Annotated in this window: 22 protein-coding genes and 1 pseudogene; 14 read left to right on the top strand and 9 right to left on the bottom strand. The window is 69.8% G+C overall.

Translation table 11 applies throughout. From position 1 onward, the window contains the following. The first annotated feature begins 2 nt into the window (after positions 1-2). Positions 3-1,142: an acyl-CoA dehydrogenase family protein gene (locus E1292_RS16015; RefSeq protein ID WP_132595995.1), complete on the top strand. Its 1,140-nt coding sequence runs from the start codon at positions 3-5 to the stop codon at positions 1,140-1,142. A gap of 167 nt (positions 1,143-1,309) precedes the next feature. Here the strand turns inward: E1292_RS16015 and E1292_RS16010 are convergent, their stop codons facing one another. Continuing rightward, positions 1,310-2,365: a tyrosine-type recombinase/integrase gene (locus E1292_RS16010; protein WP_165974568.1), complete on the bottom strand. Its 1,056-nt coding sequence runs from the start codon at positions 2,363-2,365 to the stop codon at positions 1,310-1,312. A gap of 526 nt (positions 2,366-2,891) precedes the next feature. On the opposite strand from E1292_RS16010, the gene E1292_RS16005 reads away from it, so the two are divergent. From E1292_RS16005 to E1292_RS15985, 5 genes are all read left to right on the top strand, one after another. Further along, positions 2,892-3,299: a hypothetical protein gene (locus E1292_RS16005; RefSeq protein ID WP_132595991.1), complete on the top strand. Its 408-nt coding sequence runs from the start codon at positions 2,892-2,894 to the stop codon at positions 3,297-3,299. A 6-nt stretch (positions 3,300-3,305) separates the two neighbouring features. Then, complete coding sequence (locus E1292_RS16000; protein WP_132595989.1) at positions 3,306-6,167, top strand: DNRLRE domain-containing protein; 2,862 nt, start codon at positions 3,306-3,308, stop codon at positions 6,165-6,167. 112 nt (positions 6,168-6,279) lie between these two features. Further along, positions 6,280-8,688 carry an RHS repeat-associated core domain-containing protein gene (locus E1292_RS15995; protein WP_132595987.1) on the top strand — a complete coding sequence of 803 codons (2,409 nt, stop codon included), beginning with the start codon at positions 6,280-6,282 and terminating at the stop codon, positions 8,686-8,688. Beyond that, a complete protein-coding gene (locus E1292_RS15990; RefSeq protein WP_132595985.1) occupies positions 8,685-8,975 on the top strand; it encodes a hypothetical protein in 291 nt (96 codons plus the stop codon). The genes E1292_RS15995 and E1292_RS15990 overlap by 4 nt, the downstream gene beginning before the upstream one ends. Next, on the top strand, positions 8,972-9,190 hold the full coding sequence (locus E1292_RS15985) for a hypothetical protein (protein WP_132595983.1): 219 nt from the start codon (positions 8,972-8,974) through the stop codon (positions 9,188-9,190). Before E1292_RS15990 ends, E1292_RS15985 begins: the two co-directional genes overlap by 4 nt. Before the next feature lie 380 nt (positions 9,191-9,570). Here the strand turns inward: E1292_RS15985 and E1292_RS15980 are convergent. Beyond that, a pseudogene (locus E1292_RS15980) lies at positions 9,571-9,717 on the bottom strand (transposase); the annotation flags it as partial. Between E1292_RS15980 and E1292_RS53760 the strand changes: the two are divergent. Next, the gene (locus E1292_RS53760) at positions 9,667-9,831 is read left to right on the top strand and encodes a hypothetical protein (RefSeq protein WP_246090146.1); all 165 of its coding nucleotides are present in this window, start codon (positions 9,667-9,669) and stop codon (positions 9,829-9,831) included. The pseudogene E1292_RS15980 and the gene E1292_RS53760 overlap by 51 nt on opposite strands. 28 nt (positions 9,832-9,859) lie before the next feature. Here the strand turns inward: E1292_RS53760 and E1292_RS54935 are convergent, their stop codons facing one another. Further along, on the bottom strand, positions 9,860-9,994 hold the full coding sequence (locus E1292_RS54935; protein ID WP_281284040.1) for a hypothetical protein: 135 nt from the start codon (positions 9,992-9,994) through the stop codon (positions 9,860-9,862). A 298-nt stretch (positions 9,995-10,292) separates the two neighbouring features. On the opposite strand from E1292_RS54935, the gene E1292_RS15975 reads away from it, so the two are divergent. The 3 genes from E1292_RS15975 to E1292_RS51115 all read left to right on the top strand — a co-directional run bounded on the left by E1292_RS15975 (position 10,293) and on the right by E1292_RS51115 (position 12,473). Next, a complete protein-coding gene (locus E1292_RS15975) occupies positions 10,293-11,435 on the top strand; it encodes an NADAR family protein (RefSeq protein WP_132595981.1) in 1,143 nt (380 codons plus the stop codon). Between the two features lie 157 nt (positions 11,436-11,592). After that, complete coding sequence (locus tag E1292_RS15970; RefSeq protein ID WP_132595979.1) at positions 11,593-12,333, top strand: phosphotransferase family protein; 741 nt, start codon at positions 11,593-11,595, stop codon at positions 12,331-12,333. After that, positions 12,330-12,473, top strand: coding sequence for a hypothetical protein (locus tag E1292_RS51115; protein WP_165974567.1), 144 nt, complete (start codon positions 12,330-12,332; stop codon positions 12,471-12,473). The genes E1292_RS15970 and E1292_RS51115 overlap by 4 nt, the downstream gene beginning before the upstream one ends. Before the next feature lie 2 nt (positions 12,474-12,475). Here the strand turns inward: E1292_RS51115 and E1292_RS15965 are convergent, their stop codons facing one another. Together E1292_RS15965 and E1292_RS15960 are read right to left on the bottom strand one after the other, a co-directional pair. Beyond that, positions 12,476-14,005: an AbgT family transporter gene (locus tag E1292_RS15965; RefSeq protein ID WP_132595977.1), complete on the bottom strand. Its 1,530-nt coding sequence runs from the start codon at positions 14,003-14,005 to the stop codon at positions 12,476-12,478. A 130-nt stretch (positions 14,006-14,135) separates the two neighbouring features. Continuing rightward, positions 14,136-15,185 (bottom strand): Lrp/AsnC family transcriptional regulator, encoded by a 1,050-nt coding sequence (locus tag E1292_RS15960; RefSeq protein ID WP_132595975.1) that lies wholly within the window; start codon positions 15,183-15,185, stop codon positions 14,136-14,138. A gap of 73 nt (positions 15,186-15,258) precedes the next feature. Between E1292_RS15960 and E1292_RS15955 the strand changes: the two genes are divergently transcribed. Genes E1292_RS15955 through E1292_RS15945 form a run of 3 tightly spaced genes read left to right on the top strand, consistent with a single transcriptional unit; the run spans position 15,259 to position 18,048 of the window. Beyond that, on the top strand, positions 15,259-16,731 hold the full coding sequence (locus tag E1292_RS15955; RefSeq protein ID WP_132595973.1) for an amidohydrolase family protein: 1,473 nt from the start codon (positions 15,259-15,261) through the stop codon (positions 16,729-16,731). Continuing rightward, positions 16,728-17,708, top strand: a complete 981-nt coding sequence (locus E1292_RS15950) for a threonine ammonia-lyase (RefSeq protein WP_132595971.1) — start codon at positions 16,728-16,730, stop codon at positions 17,706-17,708. The genes E1292_RS15955 and E1292_RS15950 overlap by 4 nt, the downstream gene beginning before the upstream one ends. Continuing rightward, positions 17,698-18,048, top strand: coding sequence for a RidA family protein (locus E1292_RS15945; protein WP_132595969.1), 351 nt, complete (start codon positions 17,698-17,700; stop codon positions 18,046-18,048). The genes E1292_RS15950 and E1292_RS15945 overlap by 11 nt, the downstream gene beginning before the upstream one ends. A gap of 22 nt (positions 18,049-18,070) precedes the next feature. Here the strand turns inward: E1292_RS15945 and asnB are convergent, their stop codons facing one another. Next, complete coding sequence (gene asnB, locus E1292_RS15940; RefSeq protein WP_132595967.1) at positions 18,071-19,603, bottom strand: asparagine synthase (glutamine-hydrolyzing); 1,533 nt, start codon at positions 19,601-19,603, stop codon at positions 18,071-18,073. A 99-nt stretch (positions 19,604-19,702) separates the two neighbouring features. Here asnB and E1292_RS15935 point away from each other — a divergent pair, with 99 nt between their 5' ends. Beyond that, positions 19,703-22,864: an ATP-binding protein gene (locus tag E1292_RS15935; protein ID WP_132595965.1), complete on the top strand. Its 3,162-nt coding sequence runs from the start codon at positions 19,703-19,705 to the stop codon at positions 22,862-22,864. Here E1292_RS15935 and E1292_RS15930 read toward each other — a convergent pair. The 3 genes from E1292_RS15930 to E1292_RS15920 all read right to left on the bottom strand — a co-directional run bounded on the left by E1292_RS15930 (position 22,846) and on the right by E1292_RS15920 (position 25,109). Beyond that, a complete protein-coding gene (locus E1292_RS15930) occupies positions 22,846-23,682 on the bottom strand; it encodes an ABC transporter permease (protein ID WP_132595963.1) in 837 nt (278 codons plus the stop codon). The two genes, E1292_RS15935 and E1292_RS15930, sit on opposite strands and share 19 nt — an antisense overlap. Beyond that, the gene (locus E1292_RS15925) at positions 23,679-24,680 is read right to left on the bottom strand and encodes an ATP-binding cassette domain-containing protein (RefSeq protein ID WP_132595961.1); all 1,002 of its coding nucleotides are present in this window, start codon (positions 24,678-24,680) and stop codon (positions 23,679-23,681) included. The genes E1292_RS15930 and E1292_RS15925 overlap by 4 nt, the downstream gene beginning before the upstream one ends. 90 nt (positions 24,681-24,770) lie before the next feature. Then, complete coding sequence (locus E1292_RS15920) at positions 24,771-25,109, bottom strand: hypothetical protein (protein WP_132595959.1); 339 nt, start codon at positions 25,107-25,109, stop codon at positions 24,771-24,773. Between the last annotated feature and the right edge of the window lie 132 nt (positions 25,110-25,241).

The raw sequence follows: 25,241 nt of genomic DNA, 5'->3' as shown, positions 1-25,241 counted from the left end.
CCGTGACCGTCGACCGACTGCTTCCCGACCAGGACGCCAAGGACCTCATCGACCTGACGCGCGAGATCGCCGACAAGGAGCTCGCACGCCGGGTGGACGAGCACGAACGCGCCGAGACCTACCCTGACGGGCTGTTCGCCACGCTGGGCGGCGCGGGGCTGCTCGGGCTGCCGTACCCGGAGGAACTGGGCGGCGGCGGGCAGCCGTACGAGGTCTACCTGCAGGTGATCGAGGAACTGGCGATGCGGTGGGCGGCCGTCGCGGTCGCGACCAGCGTGCACACTCTCGCCTGCTTCCCCGTCCACGCCTACGGCACGCCCGAGCAGCGCGAGCGGTGGCTGCCCGACATGCTGGCAGGACGCCTCATCGGCGGCTACAGCCTGTCGGAGCCGCAGGCAGGATCCGACGCCGGCGCCCTCACCTGCAAGGCGGAGCGGGTCGAGACGGGCTACCGGATCACCGGCAACAAGGCGTGGATCACCCATGGCGGCATCGCCGACTTCTACGCCCTGTTCGCCCGCACCGGTGAAGGATCTCGCGGCGTCTCCTGCTTCCTCGCCCCCGGGACCGCCGAAGGGCTCTCCTTCGGACGCCCGGAGGAGAAGATGGGCCTGCACGCCGTCCCCACGACCAGCGCCCACTGGGACGGCGCCGTCCTGGCCGGCGACCGGCTCATCGGCGAGGAGGGGCAGGGGCTGCAGATCGCCTTCAGCGCCCTCGACTCCGGCCGGCTCGGCATCGCCGCCTGCGCCACCGGCCTCGCCCAGGCCGCGCTCGACGAGGCCGTCGCCTACGCCAAGGAGCGGCAGACGTTCGGCAAGCGCATCATCGACCACCAGGGGCTCGGGTTCCTGCTCGCCGACATGGCGGCGGGGGTGGACAGCGCGCGGGCGACGTACCTCGACGCGGCCCGCCGCCGCGACGCGGGGCTGCCGTACGGCAGGCAGGCGAGCGTCGCCAAGCTGGTCGCCACGGACGCGGCGATGAAGGTGACGACGGACGCGGTGCAGGTGTTCGGCGGGTACGGGTACACGCGGGAGTTCCGGGTCGAGCGGTACATGCGCGAGGCCAAGATCATGCAGATCTTCGAGGGGACGAACCAGATCCAGCGCCTGGTCATCAGCCGTCACCTGGCCAAGTAGCCCCTGACCTGCGAGAACCCCTCTTCCCTGTGCTGGGAGGCGGGGTTCTTTGTGTCGGGGTCAGGCCTTAGACGATCACTGTTCCGTCCCTGTTCCGTGAGAGACCTCGCGTGGACGGAACAGGCGGTCGTCGATGGCCTTGCGGGCGCGGTCGTGCGAGCCGGGCATCAGGTGGGCGTAGACGCGAGAGTGAACCCAGGGTCGGCGTGGCCGAGGTACTCCGCGAGTTCCCTGACCGAGACGCCGCCGGCCAACATCACGCTCGCGTAGTAGTGGCGGAGCTGGTGCAGCCCCTCCTTGCGGGATGTGGTGTAGCGCCTGCGCTGGCGGGAGTCCTTGCCCGGTGGCGCGATCACGCCCGCTTGGACGAGTGCGGGCTTCCAGACGATCTCGCTGTAGGTGCGGGACCTGATGTGGCGATCGTCCGTCCAGCGGAAGAGCAGGTTGTGGGTGCGCGGCTTGCCATCCAGCTTCTCCCAGGGCAGGGAGCAGAGCAGCGGGCGGTAGACCGAGACGTGCCGCTTGACTGCCCCGGCCGCCCAGTCAGGCAGCGGAACGACCCGCTCCCGGTCGTTCTTCGGCAGGGCATACACGTGATCGCCGCCCAGCTTCTTGATCTGCCGACGTACCCGGAGGACGCGTTCGTCGATGTCGAAGTCCTCCAGGGCGAGACCGAACAGCTCCCCCTGCCGCAGCCCGCAGGCGGCCCCGATCATGGGGAGCAGGCGGAACAGGTCAGGGTGCGCGTCGATCACCGCGCTGACTCTCTCGTCCGACCACGCGGTGATCTCTTCGGCAGCGCGCTTGGGCACCTGGACTACCGGCGACTTGGCGGGGCTGCGCTTGATGACCTCGTCGGCGACGGCGAGGCTGAAGACGCCTTGGAGGACGAGAAACGCGGTCTGGACGGTCGAGGTGCCGAAGCGGCTGCTCAGGTCGCTGATCCACGCCTGTACGTGCGACGGCTTGATGGCCTTCACCTGGCGTTTGGCGAAAACCGGCGCGACGTGAAGGCGGTGGATGTACTCGTATCGGATCTTGGTCGACGGGTCGACGAGACGGGAAGCAAGCCAGCGTTCGGCGAAGTCTCCGAAGAGCACCTTGCCGGCGTTCGGGTCGATGTAGTCGCCACGGGCGATGTCGGCGCCCATGGCCGCGATCTTGCGCTCGGCGTCGGCCTTGCGGTCGTACGCAGTCGAGCACTCCTTACCGTCGGGGTCCACCCAGACGGCGAGCCAACGCTTGCCCTTGCCGTACCGCGTGTCCGGTCTACACCGGCCCCAGCACCCGAAACCGCACCGTGCCATCCATGATCGAGTACTCGCGTCTCACGTTCTGCACCATTCGGAATTACAAGATCGTGACAATCGCCGGAGAATCTCCACAGAGCCGTCTTTCAAACTTACAGCTTCCTTCTTGATCGGAGCTAATCCCTCAGGTCAGTGAGCACCGACATCTATGGAGGATTGGGTGCGCTTCTTCTCATCGGGGCCTGAACGTGACCGCCGCCGTTTCTTATCGGACAGCCCACCGCTGCGTCGGCGCGGCTCGGCCCGCGCGCGGGCGGTGCTGGCCGTCGGCACCTCGGCCACGCTGTTCCTGGGCACTGCCCACGCGGCGGAAGCTGGGGTGAGTGCGCTCGCCGACCCCGCGGCGCGGGTGGAAACCGCGCCGAAGCCTGTCGCGGAACGGCCGGACCGTGTCTCCGCGGCGCTGTCGGCCCGGCTCCAGGGCAGCCGAGTCTTGGTCATGGATGAGCTGACCGAGAGCACCACCACGTACGTCAATCCCGACGGGACCGTCACCCTGGAGGCGTCCAGCGGACCCTCCAGGATCAGGCAGGGCGACACCTGGTTCAACATCGACACCACCCTCGTGGAGGCCGAGGGCGTGCTCAAACCGCGTGCCGCGTTCGGCGGGCTGGAGATTTCCGGGGGCGGTGACGACAAGCCGCTGGTGAAGCTCGTCCCCGGCGAAGGCAAGGAGTACGCGCTTTCCGCGCCGGTGAAGCTGCCGGCCCCGGTGGTGCAGGGGAACAAGGCGGTCTACACCGATGCGGCGGGCCCCGGCGCGGACATCGTAGTGACGGCGCTGCCGACGGGGGTACGGCACGACGTGCTCCTGCGGCAGCGGCCGGAGGGTCCCCTCGAGTTCTGATTCCCCATGAGGACCAAGAACCTTTCGCTGTCCAAAACGAAGCAGGGCGGGCTCAAGCTCACCACGGACAAGGGCGAAGTGCTCGCGGCGGCGCCCCGGCCGTACATGTTGGACGCCCTTGTCACGCAGGCCGAGCGGCTCGACGACGCCTCCGCTCCGGAGGTCGGTGACATCGACGTGCAGATCACTGGCTCCGAACTGGTCCTGCGGCCCGATCCGGAGTTCCTCGAGGACCCTGCGACCACTTACCCCGTCACTGTCGATCCCGCCTTCACCCTCCCTATAAGGGAGGGCCGCAGCATCAACTCGCCGTGTCCCGACGGCGACCTGACGACGGACTGGGCGGTCCACGTCGGTCTGAGCGACAACAACTGCTCCTCTAACTGGTCGGCCAAGATCTTCTCGCGGGCTCTGCTCGACTTCGACACCACCTCGCTGGCTGGGCAGGAGGTCGTCAACGCGCGCCTCGACCTCGTCGGCGACCTGTGGACGTGCCCGACGGGGCAGCAGCTCATGGTCCAGCGCATCACCGGCGCGTGGTACCCGAACGACGTCTTCTGGGACAACCAGCCCGCCGTTACGGACGCCGGGGCGGTCACCTCGCCTCCTCCGGCGATTTGCAACCCGGCGTCGGAGCCGGCCGCCAACGTGCCGTGGAGCATCGCCATCACCGACATCGCCAAGTCCTGGGCGACTGGATCGAGCGGGCGCGGCCTCATGCTGCGGGCCACCATCGAGGACAAGTCGCGGCCGATGTTCAGCTTCGACTTCCACGACACCGTGGACGACGCCCCCAAGCTCGTGGTCACGTACGGCGCCGCGCCCTGGGTCGAGCACCTGCGCACAGTGCCGGTGTCCAGCCCGACCCGCATGCTCGAACCCCCGGTGGGCGAGCAGCCGCAGATCTCCGGGCGCCTGTTCACCACGACCACACGTCCCACGCTGCAGAGCGGGCTCCGAGGGACGGGCGCCACCCTACGTGCGGACTTCGAGATCGAGCACGATCCCGCCGCCACTGGCCAGGGGAGCGGGTTCATCTGGTCGGGCAGCGCCGAAGCGCCCGCCGGCGAGGTGGCGAAGCTGACCGTTCCTGAAGGAACGCTCCAAGACGGTTGGCGCGTCCGCTGGCGCAGCAGGGCTGTGGATGGCGACGTCGAATCGGCCTGGTCGCAGTGGCAGCCGGTGAGCATCGACGCGTCCAGACCGCAGGAGCCGACGGTGCACTGCAACGGCACGGTCCCTGAAGGCGCGTGGAGGCCGCGAGGGGAAATCACCTGCTCCGTCGCATCGGCCTCGAAGGACGTCACGGAGTACCTCTGGGATTTCGACAACCCCGTCCCCTCGACCATCGAAGAGGCGGGCGTCTGGGAGGACTCCCTCGGTGAGACGCGTGAGATCAAGGAGACGCTCGGCGACGGCTGGCACACGCTCTACGTCAGGACGCGGGACAAGGCGCACAACACCTCCGATGTCGCTGCCTACACCCTGGGCGTCGGCCCCGGCGGCATCGTGACCGCGCGCAGGCAGCCCCGCACCTACCGCACTGTTACCCTCGACGCGTCCGCGCCTCCGGCCCGCGACGAGGTGACGTACGAGTACACGACGAGCACGATGCCGTGGGCCGAATGGAGCCCTGTTCCGACCAAGCACGTCTTCGCGGCGGGCAGTGGCACCCCGATCGCCTCCTGGCCGCAGACCCGCACCGACACCACGAAGGACTTCGGCGCCCTGTCGTGGGACCTCGCCGCGACCCTGAAGGCGAGCCAGGAGGCGGAGGGCTTCGTCCAGTTGCGGGCCTGTTTCGAGGGCGGCTCGGTCGGCTTCGAGTGCTCCAACCCGATCGAGGTCTCGCTCACCAAGGCTGCGACCGGTGACCACCATGCCAGCAGCGAGATGGGACCCGGCTCTGTGGCGCTGGTCAACGGCGACTTCGCGCTGCAGGCCACGGACGCCGAGGTCTTCGGGGTCAAGGTCGCTCGCGTGCACAGGACGCTGAGCACCGAGTTCGACTCGACCGTGCCGGACGAGTACAAGGTGTTCGGCCCTGGCTGGCAAGTGGCCTTTCCGGCGGTTCCGTCGTGGGTGGCTGCGTACGTCCCCGTGGACGGCTCCAACAAGGGCTGGATGCAGCTCATCGGCCCGGACGGTTCCACGTTTACCTACACGAAGAACGGCGACGTCTACACCGGGACCGGCGACGCGGCTGACGGCACCTTCATCTCTGTCACCGACGAGCAGTTGACGGTCACCGACAAGACCGGCGCCAAGACCACCTTCGTGAAGGTCAACGGGACCTGGGTGGTCGCGCGTACGGAAAGGCCTGCGGCCGAGTCGGCTGTGACCTACCTCCGCGACGACCAGGCCAGGATCACGCGCGTCCTGACGCCCGCCGCCAGTGGCGTGCAGTGCGGGACGACGCTGGTGCCCGGATGCCGGGCGCTCGAACTGCAGTACGCCGCCGAGACAACCGCGACGGGTGTGCCCTCCGGGTGGGGCGACTACAAGGGCAACGTCAAGAGCCTGTCGCTGACCGCCTTCGACCCCGAGTCCAACGCCATGAAGACCGTTACTCTCGCGGCATACGCCTACGACTCCACAGGGCGGCTACGTCAGGTGACGGATCCCCGTTCGAACGTGGCCACGCTCTACTACTACACAGGCGAGGGCCGCATCTCACAGGTGACGCCCCCCGGGCTCGCGCCGTGGCGGCTGGAGTACGACGCCGCGGGCCGCTTGGCCCACGCCCAGCGTGAGAACGGCGACCAGGACCCCACCTGGGCGGTGGCCTACGACGTTCCCGTCGGCGGGGCGTCCGCGCCTAACGACCTCACGCTCGCGCGCACCGCGACGTGGGGGGGAGACCGATAACCTGCCCGTGGTCGGAGCCGCAGTCTTTCCCGCCTCGCACGTCCCGGCCCGAGGCGCGGACGGCGCGTACCACCCTCAGGCCGCCGACTGGGAGCACGGATCACTCACCTACATGGACGGCCTCGGCCGGGCCGTGAACACGGCCGCATTCGCCGCGGGCGAGTGGCAGATCGATGCCACACGCTACGACAAGGAGAACAACGCGGTCTGGCAACTCACCAGGGAGAACCGGGCGCGGGCAGTGACGCCGACGGCCGACACCGATCCTTACACGGCCGCGCGGGCCGACTCTGCGGAGCGAGCGAACCTGCTAGCGACGATCTCGGAGTACAACGCCGATGGGGACCTCGTGTCAACCGACGGCCCCGCGTCCACTATCGCGCTCGGTGACGGGCAACTAGTCACCGCCAGGCAGCGCACGACCCAGCAGTACGACGTGGGCAAGCCCGTCTCCGACCTCGCTTACCACCTGGTGACCGAGTCCAAGACCGTGCCCGTGGTGGTGGACGGTACGGCGGTCCCCACAGACGACGACGTCAGCACGCAGAAGATCGGCTACGACCCGATCGCCTCGGGTGACGCGTCCGGCTGGAGCCTGCGCAAGCCGACGAGCACTACCACGGTCAGCCCGGACGGCGACGACATTGTCAGCCGGATCCGCTACGACGTGGCGGGGCGCGAGGTCGAGCGCAGACAGCCCGCCTCGTCCGGCCGCGACGCGGGCAGCATCGCCACCAACACCTACGCCGCCGAAGCGCACCCAGTGGCGGCCGAGTGCGGGAACCGCCCCGCCTGGGCAGGCTGGACGTGCAAGGTCACGCCTGTGACTCAGCCGGCGACGGGCAAGCCACTCGCTGTCGAGCACACCACCGGCTACAACATCTACGGCGCGATCACGACCAAGACCGAGACCGTGCAGGACGTGATCCGCACAGCGACGACCACCTACGACGTCGCGGGTCGTTCGATCAAAGCCAAGGCCGAGGTCTCTCCGGAGACCGCCGGCGGTGCGCCGTTCCCGGAGATGAGCTACGTCTACGACGAGGCGACCGGTCTGCAGACCAGGAAGGAGGCCGGGAACGATACGGTCGTCGTCACCTACGACAGCTTCGGCCGCCCGTGGAAAACCACCGACGCCACGGGAAACCTCGCCACTGTCACCTACGACCTGGACGGCCGCATCGCCACCACCAACGACGGCAAGGGCACCGTCACCTTCACCTACAACGGCACGGACGCAAACGGCAAGGCCGAGCGCCGTGGCATGATCACGCAGGTGGAGACTGGCGGGGCCGGCACGTTCCGCGGCGCCTACGACCAGGCGGGAAAGCTGATCGAACAGGTCTACCCGAACGGCATAGTCGCGGCAAGCAACTATGCCAGCAACGGTAAGCGGACCAGGCTCGCCTACACCAAGGATGACCAGGTTTGGCTGTCGTTCTCCGCGGTGCCCGATTTCCAGGGGCGGACCGTCACGCAGCACAGTCCTGGCAGCCGCCAGGACTACGGCTACGACTTCGCGGGGCGGCTGGAGCGCGTTCAGGACGCGTACCAGGGAGAATGCGTCACCCGCAGCTACGCGTTCGACCAGAACACCAACCGCACCAGCCTCATCACCCATCCCGCCGACGACTCGGGGCAGTGCACCACGAGCACCGATCCGACGACAGTGAACTACACCTACGACCAAGCCGACCGGCTGACCCGCCAGGGCTACGCGTACGACACCTGCGGCAGGACGACGTCCGTGCCCGCATCGGACGTGCTCGGCGGCGCCGCCCTGTCCATCGGCTACTTCGTGCACGACACCGTGGCCTCCATCACACAGAACGGCACGACGACCACCTACACTCGCGACCCGGCCGGCAGGGTCAAGAGCGCGACCACCACGGGTGGCGCAAACCCGGGTACGGTCACCCACCACTATTCCGGGCTGGAGGACTCCCCCGCCTGGATCAGCGAGGCCGATGGAACGTGGAGCAGGAACGTCGCGAGCCTGGAAGGGCTCGGCGCCATCCAAAGCAGTAGCGGCGCCGTCACGCTCCAACTCATCGACCTGGACGGCGACATCGTCTCAACGGTCAGCGGTGCCGCCGTCGGCGTCGACAGTTACACCGAAACCACCGAGTACGGCGTCTCCCGGGACACCGCCGACACGAACCCGCGCTACGGCTGGCTCGGCAGCAAACAGCGCGCCGGAGACGCCCAGAGCGGCCTCGTGCTAATGGGCGTGCGGCTCTACAATCCCATCCCTGGGCGTTTCCTGCAGGAGGACCCGGTCGTGGGAGGCAGCTCCAACGCCTACGACTACTGCGACGCCGATCCGATCGGCAAACTCGATCTGGCGGGAACCTATCCGGAAGAGCAGACCGGCTATACGGAGCACGTGGTCGACCATGGCATGTACACATCGACGTGGTTGGAGAACGCCAACGACATCGCCGTCAACGTCGCCTGTCTAGGTTACGCCTCTGTTGCATGCATGCTCGCCTTCAAGGAACGGAGGTACGTCAGTACGTGAAGGATGTCACCCGAATCAGAACTTATGTACAGACAAAGCAGAAAATCTTCAATCCGTGTTGGGGGAGAAAACTCTACGAAAAGCGCAAGGGGCGTACCTACCTTATCGTGTGGAAGCGGAATCGCGTTGAAACCGAGCGCACCCACTGGATCAGGGAGGTCACCTACTACGTGTTCCGCTGGGGGAGCAGGATCGCCCGCGACACTGGATGGAAGGTGGAGCGCGCCACTATCTCCGTCTCATACACGGCCTGGAGGCAAACCGCCAAGATCTACATTAGCCAATGATTGGCCCCAAGGGATGGAGCCGTGAGGCACGGGTGGCCTGGCTGGCCTGGATCTGCGTCGTCGCGGGTTCCTTTCTAGCCAATCTGGCCATCGACTACTTTTTCGAGGATCCAGGACAAATCACGGTGATCTACTTGACGATGCGGCCCCTGGCATACGCAGCTATCTGGCTGGTCGGGATCCTCGTGATTAAACGGGCAATGCGCTCTAAGTGATCGGACGGCTCGCGCGTTGAGCGCGGACGGACAGGTCGGTGACTGAAAGTAGCACTATGGCGACTTTACACAAGGATTACATGTGGAGTTGTGAATTGTCCGCCACGTCATCCCACCTGGCCGCCGCGCTCTTCGGGCCGCATTTCGCCGACCATCACGAACCCTGGCGCGCGCCCTGCTGTCCACGGCGCCCTTCTCCGCTCTTACACATGCCCTTCGCCAAACGCGCCGAGCTGACTTACCGACGGCTCGGTAGAGCGTGGCCTGTGATGGCAGCTCGACCCTTCTTCTTCCGGTTGGCCTGCTGGTCACTCTTCTCGGGGATGACCGCGCCGATCCCACGGCGCCGCAGATAGGCACGGTTCGCCTTGGAGGAGTAGGATCTTGTCCAGGGCGGTGATGAATCGCGGGCAGTCGGCGGCCTGCGCGGGCGTGAGCACGAAGACCAGAGGCAGCCCGGACTCATCGACCGCGGCATGGATCTTGCTGCTCAGTCCGCCTCGGGATCGACCAAGCGCGGCCCGCCGAAAAGGTTGCGCTCGCTGACCCGGCAGGGCAAGCGGCCGGCGGCGCCGGATTTTGTGAGGCGGACGTTCACCGCGGTCGCTGCGGACGTGCTGTGGGTGGTGGTGTACGCGTAGGACCTCGCATGACGGTGGTCGTACGACCTCATGCTCGCTCGACGGCGAAGCGGAGCGGGGTCCAGCCATCGCCCTGACAATAGGTCGGCTTGTGGCGGATACGCCAGCGGAAGACGGCGCCATCGACGGTGATGAGCCGCGAGCCCTTCTTCGGGATCGCCACAGTCGCCTTCAAGCTCCCCTCTGTTCCGTCGCTGTTCCGTGGGAACCCCCGGAAGCAGCGGTAAGTGATGCGAGACGTCCACAAGCGTAACTACTGCTCACCGGCATGATCGAGCTATTTTCGCAGCTGGCCAGGTCACGGGTCAGAGACCATGCAGATCTTCGAGGGGACGAACCAGATCCAGCGGCTCGTGATCAGCAGGCACCTGGCCAAGTAGCCGCTGACCGTTGTGGATTCCTGGTGGTGAGGGGAACCGGGCGTTGAGCCCTGTTCGGGCGCAGGGCCTACGCTGGCTCAGATGATGGGGAATCGGACCTATCGCATCGTCGATGGGGAGCGGATCGAGGGATACTTGCGGCCGATCTTCATTCGGAACGGCAGCGACTACTACCTGACCGATCTGCGGGTCTTCGCGGACGGTGCGATCTTCTTCTGGGAGTGGGGCGACCTCGACGGGCTCCGCGCGAAGCTGGAAACCGGTTGGGTGGCGACGACTCTCGAGGAGGGCGCCTGGGCGAGCGCGCATGATCTGGCGCGCTGGCGGTTCGGCGAGGTCGTCACCTGGACCACGGCCGAGGAACTGCTCGGGGAGGTCGTCGATGCGATCGACCGTCTGAACGGGCGTCCGGATTCCACGGACCGGTGCGCCACGGCGGCGCTGCGCTACGTCGACTCGCGCTCGGAGAGCGACCGGATCGCGCTGCGCGATGCCTACCTGGCGATCCCGGCGCATCACCGGATCTACGCGCTCGGCGACATGGACGCCCGCGACATTCCGCTGCGCCTGCTCATCTCGCAGGCCGGCGAGATTTGGGACGAGTACGTGTTCTTCGAGTTCGAGGACGGCAGCGAGGCGTTGGACGAGGACGGCGTCGTCACCGAGGAGGGCCGGCGCGGGGCGTTCCGGTACTTCGCGGACTGGCGGGCGCCGTATCCGGCCGCAGAGGCGCAGCGGGAAGCCGACGGGCCCGCCGAGGCGCGATCGCCGACCGTGCACCTCAACTACGGCCGTCCCATGGATCCGCGTGCGCACGGGTTGCGGAACGAGTTCCCGGCCCCGATCAAGGTCGCCGATGCCCTCTATCCAACGGTCGAGCATGCCTACTGGGTTCTGTCCACCGGCGACGAGTCTTCGCGCCAGCGCATCCGTACAGCACCGACCTCCCAGGCGGCGCGTGACATCGCGGTCGGGGCCGAGCGGCGGCCGCGGTGGGCGGAGGTGCGTCTCACGGTCATGGCCGACCTGCTGCGCGCGAAGTTCGTGCAGCATCCGGACTTGGGCGAGGTGCTCCTGGCCACAGGCGACGGGCGCATCCATTACAGCTTCGCCAACTCGCCGTTCTGGGACGTCCGCGACTCTGCCGGGCGCAACTGGATGGGCCGGCTTCTCGAACTGGTTCGTGCCGAGCTCGTGGCCGACCGACTGGGCTTTCGACTCTGACACGTCCGAAGCCGGGGCCCGGCGGGCCGAGGCAGCGCTCGACCCGTGAGCGGCCGGTGTCGTGAACGAGGCCGTCGGGCGGCTGGACGCGGCCGGCCGCACGGGTCGCACGGATAACCCGTGGCGACGTTGATGATCTCCCGTGATAATGGCCGGCGTGAAGGAAGTCGAGGTCGTCGTCGCCCATCACGAGTGCGCGACCCTGCGCGTCGGCGACGTGTTCCTGAAGATCGACGCCGATCAGACGCGCACCGACGTCGAGGTCGAGGCGATGGCTCTGGCGCCGATCCCGACCCCGGAGGTCCTGTGGCGCAAGCCGCCCGTGCTCGCGCTCGCCGCCCTCCCGGGCACGGCGCTCGGCCGCCTCGGCGAGCCGTCGACCGCATCGTCGGCGGCGGCGTGGGCCGCGGCGGGTGCCGCCGCACGGATGTTGCACGACGCGCCGCTGCCGCCGTGGCCGGGTCGGAGCCTCGACGACCTCGTATCGCGCCTCGACGGCGAATGTGAGTGGCTCGTCACGAACGGCGTCCTTCCCACCGACCTGGTCACGCGCAACCGCCAGGTCGCCGAGGCCGCGCTCCGGCCGTGGAGACCGGTGTTCGCGCACGGCGACCTGCAGGTCGCCCACGTGTTCGTCGACGGTGACGAGATCACCGGCGTGATCGACTGGTCCGAGGCGGCCCAGGGCGACGCCCTGTACGACCTGGCCACCTTGACGCTCGGACACGAGGAGCGCCTCGGTGACGTCGTCGCCGGCTACGGCACCCACGTCGACCTCGACGTGATCCGCGCGTGGTGGTCGGTGCGAAGCCTGCTGGCGGTCCGCTGGCTGGTCGAGCACGGCTTTGACCCGTCCGCACCAGGCTGCGAGGTCGACGTGCTGAGATCCCGGATGTGAGCCGGACCGACAACACGATGCCGCTGCGCATCCAGGAACGGGACGGCCGCCGCTACAGGCACGATGTCGGCGGGTCCTACGAGGCCATAGGCGTCGACACGAACATCGCGGAGCGGAAGGCCCGGCAACGTGCCGGCTGAGATCAGGGCAGGTGGATCGACGCGCCCGGGCCCACCGGCAGGCCGGCGAAGTAGAAGACGGCCAGCACGCCGGCCCACACCAGGCCGAACGCGGGCACGAACGGCAGCAGCCGGGACACCAGCGTGCCGAGTTTGAGGTCGGGCTCGTACTTCTGCGACGCGGCGAGGATGAAGTACAGGAAGATGTGCATCGGGGAGATCGCCTGGGTGATCGAGTCACCGATGCGGTGGGTGGCCTGGATGATCGCCGGTGACAGTCCGAGCAGCATCAACGCCGGCACCATCACCGTCGACTCCAGCGACCACAGGCCCGAGCCGGAGGTGATCACCAGGTTCAGCACCGTGGACAGCAACATCAGGAAGACCAGCGCGGGGAATCCGACGAGCCCGACGGCCTGCGCGGTGTTCGCCAGCTCCACCGCGAGGAACGTGGCCAGCCCGCTCCAGGAGAGCACGCTGAGCGTCTGAGCCACGATGAAGATGAGCGTGATGAACCCGCCCATCTCCTTGATCGCGGTGGTCATCATGGTGTACAGGTTGCGGTCTTCCTTGGCCAGCCCGACCACCCGGCCGTACGTGTAGCCGAACAGGAAGAACACGAGCGCGACGATCGGCACCAGGTTGCTCAGCAGCGGGGAGGGGATCAGCGAGCCGTCAGGGCCGCGCAGCGGGCTGCCAGGGATGAGCCATGCCAGCACGACCAGCGCCAGGAAGCCGGCCACCACGAGCCCGCTGGCCAGCAGCGCTCGCCGTTCCCGCGGCGTCACCTCGACGCTGGCGCCGTCCTGGCCCGCGTCGACGGTCCTCGCCGGCAGCCGCGGTTCGAGCACGCGCGAGATCACCAGCCCGCCGACGATCGGCAGGATCAGCCCGGCCGCGGCGCCGAAGTAGTAGTTCATCGCGATGTTGGTGGTGTAGCCGCCGGATCCCGGCAGCAGGGCGGCGGCCTTCTCGGTGATGCCCGCCAGGCTCGCGTCCAGCGTGCCCATCAGGAGGCCGCCGGCGTATCCGGTGCCGAGGCAGGCGTAGGCGCCGATGAGGCCGGCGAGCGGATGCCGTCCGACGGCGCGGAACACCAGTGCCGCCAGCGGCGGGATGACCAGGAACGACGCGTCAGACATGACGTGTCCCTGGCAGGCGACGAAGGCCACCACGTAGGGCACCAGGGAGCGTGGCACACGGTAGAACGCCAGGCGCACGGCGGCTTCCAGCGCGCCGGTGCCCTGCGCCACCCCCACTCCGAGCACCACGGTCAGCACGGGGCCGAGAGCCGGGAACTCGACGAAGTTGTCCACCGCTGAGTCGAGCAGCTGCACCAGGCCCTCGCCGGAGAGCACGCTCTTGACCGGCGTCACCTCGGCCGCGCCGGGCAGCCGCACCGTGGCGCCGAGGGCGGCCGCGACCGACGAGGCGATCGCGATCAGGACGAACAGCCCGAGGAACATGACGAACGGGTTGGGCAGCCTGTTGCCGAGCCGTTCGACTCCGCCCAGTATCCGGTCAAGGGCCGTGGGGTGCCCGGTCTTCAGCATGAGGGGATCCTTCGTCGGCCAGGGGTGGCTCTCTTCGCAGTGCGATTTGCGAAAGTATGGCCAGCACAGTCATATAGACCGGTTGATGGCCGGAAACCGTCGTAGGGTGCGGCAAATATGCAGGTATCGGTCAGGTCCCGGTGAGCGAGCCCCCGCGGGAATCGCGCTCCCCCAGCGCCCACAGGTCCAGCGGGGTCGTCGACGACCAGCGGCCGACCGGGTCGAGGACGCGCCCGTACAGCTTGACCTGACGGAGCACCATCTGCCGGTCCACGATCGTTACGTGCGGGAAGTCGTGGCGCAGCCGGGTGACCAGCCCGTGCAGGTCGGCCACGCTGTGCAGGCCCACGGTGAGCATCAGGTTGTTGGGCCCGGCGATCGCCGCGCAGGTGCGTGTCTCCGGCCAGCGCAGGAGCTGCTCGCCGGTGCGCTCCAGGTGGTCGTCCGGCATCGCGAGCCAGAGCACCGCCGAGTTGTGCCAGCCCGCCAGCCGCCTGGCCAGGTCGCAGCGGAAGGTGATGTCGCCGACCGCGACCAGCCGGTTGATCCGGCGTTGCACCGTACGGGCGGACAGCCCGAGTTCGGCTTCCAGCTCGGCGAAACTGCGCCGTCCGTCCGTGCTGAGCGCGACGAACAGGCGGCGGTCGATCTCGTCCATCGGCCGCGTCACCGCAGGCGTGCTCTTCGGCGGTCGCAGCCGATCGGCCTGGTGCGGGTTCAGCACGCGCAGCCGCCATCGCCTGCTCAGGTCGAACGCACGGGTCGCGATGTGGGTGCGCACCCTCGTCACCCCGGACTGCTGGGGCAGCCGGTGCAGGAGGTAGTCGGACAGGCTGACCAGATCGGGCGCGATCGCGATCGTCCACAGGTCGTAGGAACCGGCGATGTGCTGAACGGTGATCATGTGCGGTTGCCGCGCCAGCTCCGCGGCGACCTCGCCGGCCGCGCCCGCCTCGCAGGTCAGCTCCAGGAAGGCCACGCTCATGGTGTGCAGCTGGCGCTGGCCGAGGGCGACAGTGCACCACGCGAGCCGATCGTCCACCAGCCGTTTCCAGCGCCGGGCCGCGGTGGCAGGGTCCATGCCCAGCACGGCCCCGACTTCGGCCCAGGGCGCTCGGGGATTGACCTGGAGCGAATCTATCAACTCCAGATCGTTCTCCCGGAGCATGGCGGATTGCATGATGGTAATGCTCCCTGAATGTCGGATTCATGCAGTGTAGGCCGAGGTCAAGCCGGATCGCGATGATTGCTGTGTGAATGACCTACTGTTGCGCAGCGCTCGCGTGGTGGATCCGGAGACCGGGCTGGACGCGGTCCGCCACGTCGCCATAACGGGTGACAAGATCACGTCAGTATCCGAGGCGCCGGTGCCCGCCCGGCGCGAGCTCGACGTATCCGGCCGCGTGCTCGCGCCGGGCTTCATCGACCTGCACAGCCATGCCCAGACCGTGGGCTCGTTGCGGATGCAGGCCCTGGACGGGGTGACCACGGCCCTCGAACTGGAGTCGGGCGCGGCACCGGTACGGACGGTCTACCAGCGCGCGAGCGACGAGGGCCGCCCCATCAACTTCGGCTACTCCGCCTCCTGGGCCATGGCGAGGATGAAGGTGTTCGACGGCGCCGAGCCGGACGGCGGGTGGGAAAGCTTCGCCGCCCTGTGCGCGGGCCCGCACTGGCGCGACCGGGCCACCACCGCCCAGATCGACCTGACGCTGGCCGAGCTGGAAGGGCAGTTGCACGAAGGCGCGCTGGGCATCGGGGTGCTGCTGGGCTACGCCCCTCAGACCGGACGGATGGAATACGTCCACGTCGCGCGCCTGGCCGAGCGCTACGGCGTGCCGACGTTCACCCACGCCCGGTTCAAGAACCCGGACGACCCGGGAACCGCGCTGGAGGGAATCGCCGAGGTGGTCGCCGCGGCGGCCGGTACGGGCGCGCACATGCATCTGTGCCACATCAACAGCACCTCGCTGCGCGCCATCGACGAGATCGGTGCGGTGGTCTCCGGGGCGCGCCGGCACGGGCTGAAGGTGTCCACCGAGGCGTACCCCTACGGCGCGGGGATGACCACCATCGGCGTGCCGTTCCTGTACCCGGAGAATCTGCCCAGGCTCGGCATCACGCCGAGCGATCTCGTCGTCGCCGCCACCGGCGAGCGGCCGAGGGACGCCGAGCGCCTGCGCGAGATCCAGCGCACCGACCCGGGCGCGATGGCCGTCATCCACTACCTGAACGAGGACGACCCGGCGGACTGGTCGGTGCTGGAGCGCGCGCTGCTGCTGCCCGACACCGCGATCGCCTCCGACGCGATCCCGTTCGCCGCCCCCGACGGCCGGCTGATCATCGACACGTGGCCGTTGCCCGCCGGAGCGACCGGGCACCCGCGCACGAGCGGGACGTTCTCCCGGTTCCTCGCGACGATGGTCCGGGGCACCGGCCACCTGTCCCTGATCGAGGCGGTACGGCGCTGCACCCTGCAGCCGGCCGAGGTGCTGACCTCGGTGGCGCCGCAGTTCCGGCACAAGGGCCGGGTGCAGGCGGGCGCGGACGCCGACCTCGTGGTGTTCGACCTGGACGGGGTGTCCGACCAGTCGACCTACGCCGAGCCGGGGCGCCCATCGACCGGGGTCGACCACCTGCTTGTCAGCGGCGAGTTCGTCGTACGCGACGGCGAACTGCTGCTGGACGCGATGCCCGGCAAGGCCGTGAAGGGAAGGCTGGCATGACGGGGCCGGTGACGCTGGCGGACATCCGCGCCGCCGCCGAACGGATTTCCGACACGGCAGTGCGCACCCCGCTGGTGCCGTTCGCCCCGGCGGATCCCGGACGACCACTGTGGATCAAGCCAGAGTCCCTGCAGCCGACGGCGGCCTTCAAACTGCGCGGCGCCTACAACAAGATCAAGCAGTTGCTGCCCGAGGCCCGCGAGCGCGGCGTGGTGGCGCATTCCAGCGGCAACCACGCGCGCTCGGTGGCCTGGCTGGCGCAGCGGCTCCGGCTCCGCGCGGTGATCGTGATGCCGGACACCGCGCCCGCGAACAAGGTGGACGCGGTACGGGCGCTGGGCGCCGAGGTCGTGCTGGTGCCGCCGAGCGAGCGGGACACCCATGGGTTCGTGCTCGCCGAGAAGTACGGCTACCTGCCGGTGCCGCCGTTCGACGATCCTGCGGTCGTGGCCGGCCAGGGCACGGTGGGCCTGGAGATCATGGAAGACCTTCCCGACGCGGACGTGGTGCTGGTGCCGGTCAGCGGGGGCGGGCTGGCTGCCGGGGTGGCGACCGCCGTCAAGGCGCTGCGGCCGACGACCCTGGTCATCGGGGTGGAGCCGGACCTGGCCTCGGATGCGGCGCAGAGCCTGCGCGAGGGCCGGCGCGTCGCGTGGGAACCCGAGCGGACGTACCGGACCGTGGCCGACGGCCTGCGCACCACCGGCCTCGGCGTGGTGCCGTGGGAGCAGATCCGCCGCCATCTGGACGAGATCGTGACCGTCGGCGAGGAGCAGATCCTGGACGCCGTCCGGCGCCTGGCCCTGGACGCCCGGCTCGTCGCCGAACCGAGCGGCGCGGTGACCTTCGCCGCCTACCTCGCCGGGGAGACGACCGGCAAGCACGTGGCCATCCTCAGTGGCGGTTCGGTGAATCCCGAACTGCTCGCGCGCGTACTGACCCGGCCCGACCTCCAGGAGGCTCCGCATGACCGCTGATCCGCACCACCCGTACAGCCCGGCCACGGTCGCCTGCGGGCTGGTCTTCGTCTCCGGCTCGCTGCCACTGCGGGAGGACGGCACCGTGGTGGCCGGCGGCCGGGCGGCGCTGGACGCGGCGGTGGACACCATGCGGCGGCGGATGTCCACGGTGGGAGCGCGGCTGGAGGACGTCGTGAAGCTGACCTACTTCGTCACCGACATCACCCTGCGCGAGGTGGCCAACCAGCAGTTCCTCGACCTCTGGCCGGAGCCGAGGCCCGCCCGCACCGTCGTCGGGGTGTCCGAGCTGCCCTATGGCAGCCCGGTGGAGATCGACGCGGTGGTGAAGGCGCCCTGACCCGCGCCCACGCCGTGGCGGTTCAGGCGGTGGCGAAGCGGGTGAGCACCGCCTCGGGACGGACGGAGGGCAGCGCCTGCCGGAAGATCCGGTAGTAGGCGAGTTCCTCCTTGGTACGCAGCTCGGTGCCGGACTCCTGGACCGCCGCGGCCAGTTCGCCGTCGCCCACACGTGCCTCGAAGTGCGGCGTCAGCAGGTCCTGGGCGCCGCTGCCGGTGCCGAACTGCACCTTTCGCCGCCACAGCAGCCGCTCGGGCAGCCAGCCGGTGAAAGCGCGGCGCAGGTGTCCCTTCTCGATGCCGTCGGGCTCCAGCGACTTGAGCTCGGGCGGCAGGGACATGGCGTGCGCGATGACGTCCGCGTCGAGGAAGGGGACGCGGGCCTCCAGCCCGTGTGCCATCGTGACGCGGTCGCAGCGCTGGAGGTTCAGCCCGTGCAGCCGGCCGAGGGTGCGCTTCAGCTCGAGCTCCAGCCGGCCGGGTGCCGCGTGGCCGCGGTGGTAGTAGCCGTAGCCGGCGAACAGCTCGTCGGCCCCTTCCCCGGTCAGCACCGCCTTGACGTGCTGGGAAGCCAGCTCGGACAGGAACCAGTTGGGTACGGCGCTGCGGATCAGGCTGGCGTCGAACGACTCCACCGAGGCCACCACCCGGTCCACCACCGAGATGGCCCGGTCGGCGTCGAGAAGGGTCTCGTGGTGCTCGGTGCCGAGGAACTCCGCCACCTCGCGGGCCGCCAGCAGGTCGGGCGAGCCGGGGCTGCCGACGGCGAACGTCTTCAGCCGTTCGCCCCTCGAGCCGTACTCGGCGGCGGCGACGGCCGCGACGATGCTGGAGTCGAGGCCGCCGGAGAGGAACACGCCGACGTCCACGTCCGCCATCAGGTGCCGGACGACCGAGTCGGCCAGCACCTCGCGGGTGGCCGACTCGGCGTCGGCGGCCGGGACGCCGTCCCACCGCCGCGTGCGGCCCGGTGGTACGGCCTCGGCGAAACGCACCAGCCCGGTCTCGGGCGTCCAGTAGCACCCGGGCGGGAACGCCTCGGCGGCGGCCTGCGCCTCGGGCGGGAAGGCCCGCAGCTCGGAGGCGAAGTGCACGCCGTCCGCGGTGCGCGCCCAGTACAGCGGCTTGATGCCGAGCGGGTCACGGGCGGCGACGAACCGGCCGTCGGGCGCGGCGGCGCACAGCGCCCACATCCCCTGGAGCCGGTGCAGCGCGTCCGGCCCGCACCTCCGCAGCAGCACGAGCGCCGACTCGCTGTCGGAGGCGGTGGCGAACCACTCCTGCCCGAGGCTCTTGCGGATGTCGGTGTGGTTGTAGATCTCCCCGTTGCAGACCAGCGACCAGCCGTCGGGCGCGGCCATCGGCTGCCTTCCTCCTGCGAGGTCGACGATGGACAGCCGGGTGTGCCCGAGCCACGCGCGCTCGCCGACGAGCCGGTGGTCGCTGTCGTCCGGGCCGCAGTGCGTGATGCGTGAGAGCATCCACTCGCCCGCGGCGCGGGTATGGAGGGGGTCGGTTCCGGTCGGTTCGCTGTAGAGAGCCGCAATGCCGCACATGGCATTCGAACGTAGTCCCGGCCGGCGGGCATCGCCAAACCATCCCGCGGCGGAAAGGCGACGAGCTCCCCGCGGCCCCGCCTTCCGTAAGCTGAGGGGGTGTCCCCCGTACTGATCCTGCTCGACGGCGTCCGCTGGCGGGGTGCGCGCGTGGTCGGTGATCGCGCGCACACCCTGCTGGCCGTGCTCGCCCTGCACGGGCGGGCAGGAGCCAGTGACGAGCGCCTGGTCGAGGAGTTGTGGCCCGACGAGGCGCCGGCCAACCCGACGAAGGCGCTGCAGGTGGTCGTCTCGCGCACCAGGGCGGCGACCCGCGCCGACGTCGTGGTGCGGGTCCAGCGCGGTTACCGGCTCGGGCTGGCCGCCGATCAGGTGGACGCGCTGCTGCTCGGCGCGCTGGTGGAGCAGGCGCGGGCCGCGCTGGGTCAGGACGACATGGCGCTCGCGGTCCGCCGCGCGGAGGAGGCCATGGGTCTCGTGGCGGGCGGCGTGGACGGCGCCGTGGGCGCGCTCGCCGAGCTGAAGGACGTCGCGGCGACGCAGGTGGCCGAGGCGCGTCGGGTGGCGGCGATCGCGCGGGGCAGGAGCGGCGCTCACGAGCGCGCGCTGCCGCTGCTGGAGGAGGCCGCGGCCGACCGGCCGCACGACGAGGAGCTGCTCGCCTGCCTGCTGCGCAGCGAGGCCGCCGTACGCGGTGCCGCCGCCGCTCTGGAACGCTACGAACGGTATCGCGCGGGCCTGGCCGCCCGGCTCGGTACCGGGCCAGGGCCCGAGCTCGCCCGCGTGCACGCCGAACTCCTCGCCGCGGACCGGCCGGTGCGCACGGGCATCCAGTTCGACGGTTCCTCGCTGCTCGGCCGTGACGACGACATCAGCGCGGTGCACGCCCTGTTGCAGGCCCATCGGGTGGTCTCCATCGTCGGCCCCGGCGGGCTGGGCAAGACGCGGCTGGCTCACGTCGCGGGCAGGAACGCCGCGCAGCCCGTCGCGCACTTCGTCGAGCTCGTCGGCGTCTCCTCGCCGGAGGGCGTGGTGGGCGAGGTGGGCTCGGCGCTCGGGGTCCGCGACTCGGTCAGCGGTCGTCGTGCCCTGACCGCCGAGCAGCGCTCCGACGTCCGCGCCCGGATCGCCCAGCACCTCGACCAGGCTCCCGCGCTGCTGATCCTGGACAACTGCGAGCACGTGATCGAGGCCGTCGCCGACCTGGTGGCGTTCCTGACCGTGACGACCCGCGACCTGCGGGTGCTCATCACCTCGCGCGCCCCCTTGTCGATCCCCGCGGAACGCGTCTACCTCCTCGGCGAGCTGCCCACGGGCGACGCGGTCGAGCTGTTCCGCCAGCGCGCCACGGCCGCCCGCCCGGGTGTGCGGATCGAGGAGGGCGTGGTCGAGAAGGTCGTCGCCCGCCTCGACGGGCTGCCGCTCGCGATCGAGCTGGCCGCGGCCAAGGTACGGGTGATGTCGGTGGAGGAGATCGCGCGCCGCCTGGCCGACCGGTTCGCCCTGCTGCGTGGCGGGAACCGTACGGCCCCCGACCGGCACCAGACGTTGCTCGCGGTCATCGACTGGTCGTGGAACCTGCTGGGCGAGCCGGAACGGCGGGCGTTGCGATGGCTGTCGCTGTTCGGCGACGGTTTCACGCTGGCCGCGGCCGAGCACGTCCTCGGCCAGGACGCCCTGGGCGCCGTGGACGCGCTGACCCAGCAGTCGATGCTGAGCGTCCGCGAGACGGCGTACGGCCTGCGCTACCGGATGCTGGAGACCGTCAGGGAGTTCGGGCGGATGCGGCTGGAGGAAACCGGCGAGGAGGCGCCCGCCCGGGCGGCGCAGCTGTCCTGGGCGACGGCGTACGCCGAGGAACACGCCTCCGCCCTGTTCGGCCCGGCGCAGTTCGCGGCGGCGGACGCGTTGCGGGCCGAGGAGAGCAACCTCGCCGATCTGCTCAGGCAGGCCCTCGGCGAGCCGGCTCCCGGCACGGCGGTCCAGTTGCTGGTCGGTGTCGGCGCGCTGTGGTCGATCCGCGGCGACCACGTCAGGATCCTCGTGCACCTGGACGCGATCACCGAAGTGGTCAGCGGCTGGACGCCGCCGCCGGACCTCGTCGAGGCCACCAGGGTCGCCATTCTGATCACGCTCATGAACACCATGGTCATCACCGACCGCCGCAGCGACCCGCTGCGCGGCCTCCTGCGTACGCTGCCCACCAGCGACACGACGGATCCCCGCGTGGCGGCGACGGCCACGGTGGTGCTGGCGTGCGCCGACGGCGACGTACACCGCCGGTTGGAGGAGTTGCGCAGGAGCGCCGATCGTGACGTGGCCGTGGCGGCGGCGCAGGCGAGCGTCCACGTCCTGGAGAACGCGGGAGACCTGACCGGGGCGACCGAGGCCGCCGAGCAGACCCTGTCGATGCTCCACGACGACGAAGGACCATGGATCGCCGCGACCACGCATGCCGTGCTGGCTCACCTGGCCATGCACCTCGGCGACCACCGGCGGGCGGTCGGGCACGCGCGCACCGCCATCCCGGCGCTGAGCCGGGTCGGCGCCACCGACGACGAGACCCAGCTCCGCGCGGTGCTGCTGACCTCCGCGCTCGCCGACGGCGATTTCGGCACCGCGGAGGCCGAGCTCGCCAGAATCGTCCGGATCAACGACAACGAGGCGGTGCTCGGCGGGGCGGCGCTCGTCTCGTTGTGCGCGGCCGAGCTCGCCCTCGCCCGCGGCGAGACGGCCGCCGCGCTCGCGGAATACCGCCGGGCCGTCCAGCGGGCGCGCGACCTGCGGCTGCCCGGGGTGACGCGCGCGGACATCACGCCATGGACGATCATGGCGGAATCGGTCACCCTGACGGCGTACGCGTACCATGCCCAGCCGGAGGACGTCCGCTACGGCGACGAGCTGTTTACCGCCGTGCGGGGCCACGACATGCTGGCCGTGTCCACCCCCGTGCTCGACTTCCCGCTGTGCGGCTCGATGCTGTTCTCGCTCGGCGCCTGGGGGCTGCTGCGGGAGGCGACGGCCCCCCGCGAGGCGATCGGGTTGCTGGTGCTGGCCGAGCGGTTCGCGTACAACAGCAGCATGCCGAGCATGGCCTTCGAGCGGATCGAACCGCACGCGGAGCGGGCCGCGCCCGGCATGCTCGCCGCCGTGCGGGCCGAGTACGGCGGCCGGCGCGGCTCCGACCTGCTCGACGAGGCCCGCAGGCAGGTCGGACAGGTCTGCGGCCGTGACGGCGGCGGTCACATGTGCCGCTTGTAGCTGCGCACCGACAGCGGCGCGAAGATCGCGATGACGATCAGGCACGCCAGGAGCGTCCAGGCCACCTCTCCGCTGACGAGGGCGCCGTTGGCGAGGTCGCGGGCGGCCGTGACCAGGTGTGAGACCGGGTTGACCCGGACGAACGCGGCCAGCCAGCCGGGCAGGGTCTCGACGGGGACGAACGCGTTCGACAGGAAGGTCAGCGGGAACAAGATCATCATGGAGATGCCCTGCACGGCCTGGGCGCTCCTGGCGATCGTGCCGACCCAGGTGAAGACCCACGCCAGCGACCAGCCCGTGAAGATCGCCAGCAGGATCGCGGCGAGCACGCCGCCCGCTCCGCCGCCCGGCCGGTAGCCCATCACCAGGCCCATGCCGAACGTCAGCGTGGCCGCGATCGTGTAGCGCAGGAGGTCGGCCACCATCGGCCCGGCGAGCGGCGCGATCCTGGCGATCGGCAGCGACTTGAACCGGTCGAAGACGCCCTTCTCCATGTCCTCGCGGAGTTGCGTGCCGGTGGCCATGCACGTCGTCAGCACGGTCTGGGCGAGGATGCCGGGGACCATGAGGGGAAGGTAGCTCTCCACGTCGCCGGAGATGGCGCCGCCGAAGATGAAGGCGAACATCGCGGTGAACAGGATCGGCTGCAGCGCCACGTCGAAGAACTGCTCAGGGTTGCGGAGCATCTTCTTGAGCGCCCGCCACGCCATCGTCATGGTCTGGCCGAGCGTCTCCCCCACGGTGACGCGCCGCCGGGCGGCCGCCACGCGGTCGGCGGCCCTGACCACCTCGCGGGCGGGTGCCATCGTGGTGGTCATCGGCCCTCCTCCGTTCCATGGCCGGTGAGGGCGAGGAACACCTCGTCCAGGCTGGGCTTGGCCACGCTCACCGAGGAGATCGACACCCCGGCGGTACGCAGCGCGATCAGTACCTCGCCGGCCAGGTCGGCCTGGTCGAGGGCGACGTTGAGGCGGCCCCGCTCCGGGCTGAGCACCGGCTCGGAGCCGAGGACGCGCCGCACGACCTCCACGGCGGCGGGCACCTCGTCCGGATCGGCGAGCAGCAGCTGGAGGGCGGAGTTGCCCACCGCGGTCTTCAGCTCGTCGGGAGTGCCCTCGGCGACCTTGCGGCCGTGGTCGATGACGGCGACGCGATCGGCCAGCTGGTCGGCCTCGTCCAGATATTGCGTGGTCAGCAGCACCGTGCACCCTTGGGCGACCAGGCCCCGGATGGTGTCCCACATCTGGCCGCGCGTACGCGGATCGAGACCTGTGGTCGGCTCGTCGAGGAAGATCAGCGGTGGCCTGGTGATCAGGCTGGCCGCCAGGTCGAGGCGCCGGCGCATGCCGCCGGAGAACTGCGCGATGGCCTTGTCGGCGGCCTCCTCCAGGCCGAATCGGCCCAGCAGCTCGGCGGCGATGCGCCGGGCGCGCGGCGCCGCGATGCCCTGCAGGCGGCTGAAGAGCCAGAGGTTCTCGCGGGCCGTCAGGTTCTCGTCGACCGACGCGTACTGTCCGGTGACGCCGACCAGCTGGCGGATCACGTGCGGGTTGCCAGCCACGTCGACGCCGAAGATCTCGGCTCGGCCCGCGTCGATCTTCAACAGGGTGGCCAGCATCCGTAGCGTGGTGGTCTTGCCCGCGCCGTTCGGGCCGAGGACGCCGAAGATCTCACCGGCGCGTACGTTCAGGTCGATCCCGTCGACGGCACGGTGCTCGCCGAACGTCTTGACCAGCCCTTCCGTGCGTACGGCCGGATCGGTGCCCACGCCGGGGGCCGGGCCGCCGTCGGTGCGTCCGAGTTCTGTGATGCTCATGACCTCACTCTCGGCGGCGGCGGTTTCACGGCACCCTCGACCGGGTTTCACCGGTTGCAGGAAGCTCAGCCGGGAAGGCCTGGCCGAAAGCTACGACCCAACACACTCCGGGGCAGTGCCGGGCTGGACGCTCACCTGCGGCGATCTACGGAATCCGGCCGGCACCCTTCCCCGGCCCTCGCACAACACCGTGCTCTCGCCCGCCTGGTTGGTCAGGACCACCTGGCAGCCGTCGAGTGGCTGGTTGTCGAACGTGGCGATCCTCCGCGACGGCTCGTACTCCCTCTCGGGCTGGCACGCGGCGTAGGCGTACCTGAAGGTCTCGCCACCTCCGTCGGACTCCACACGCCCGGTGGCCGCGTGCGCCGGGCTCATCGCGACCGTGCCCGTCAAGCAGGTCAGCGCCGTCCCTGCGAGTAGTGCTCTCATCGTCGATCTCATGGCGCTCAGTTTCGTCACGGGCCGGCGGGCCCTCCAGGAACCACGACCGCACTTGTCACAGATATGGCGCGCGCCGGGAGGTTCGGTTACGCGGTCTCACCGGGGCGGGACGGGGTGTGG

The organism is Nonomuraea deserti (assembly GCF_004348685.1).
GTDB classification, from domain to species: Bacteria; Actinomycetota; Actinomycetes; order Streptosporangiales; family Streptosporangiaceae; genus Nonomuraea; species Nonomuraea deserti.
This window is presented reverse-complemented; position numbering and strand designations above follow the sequence as displayed.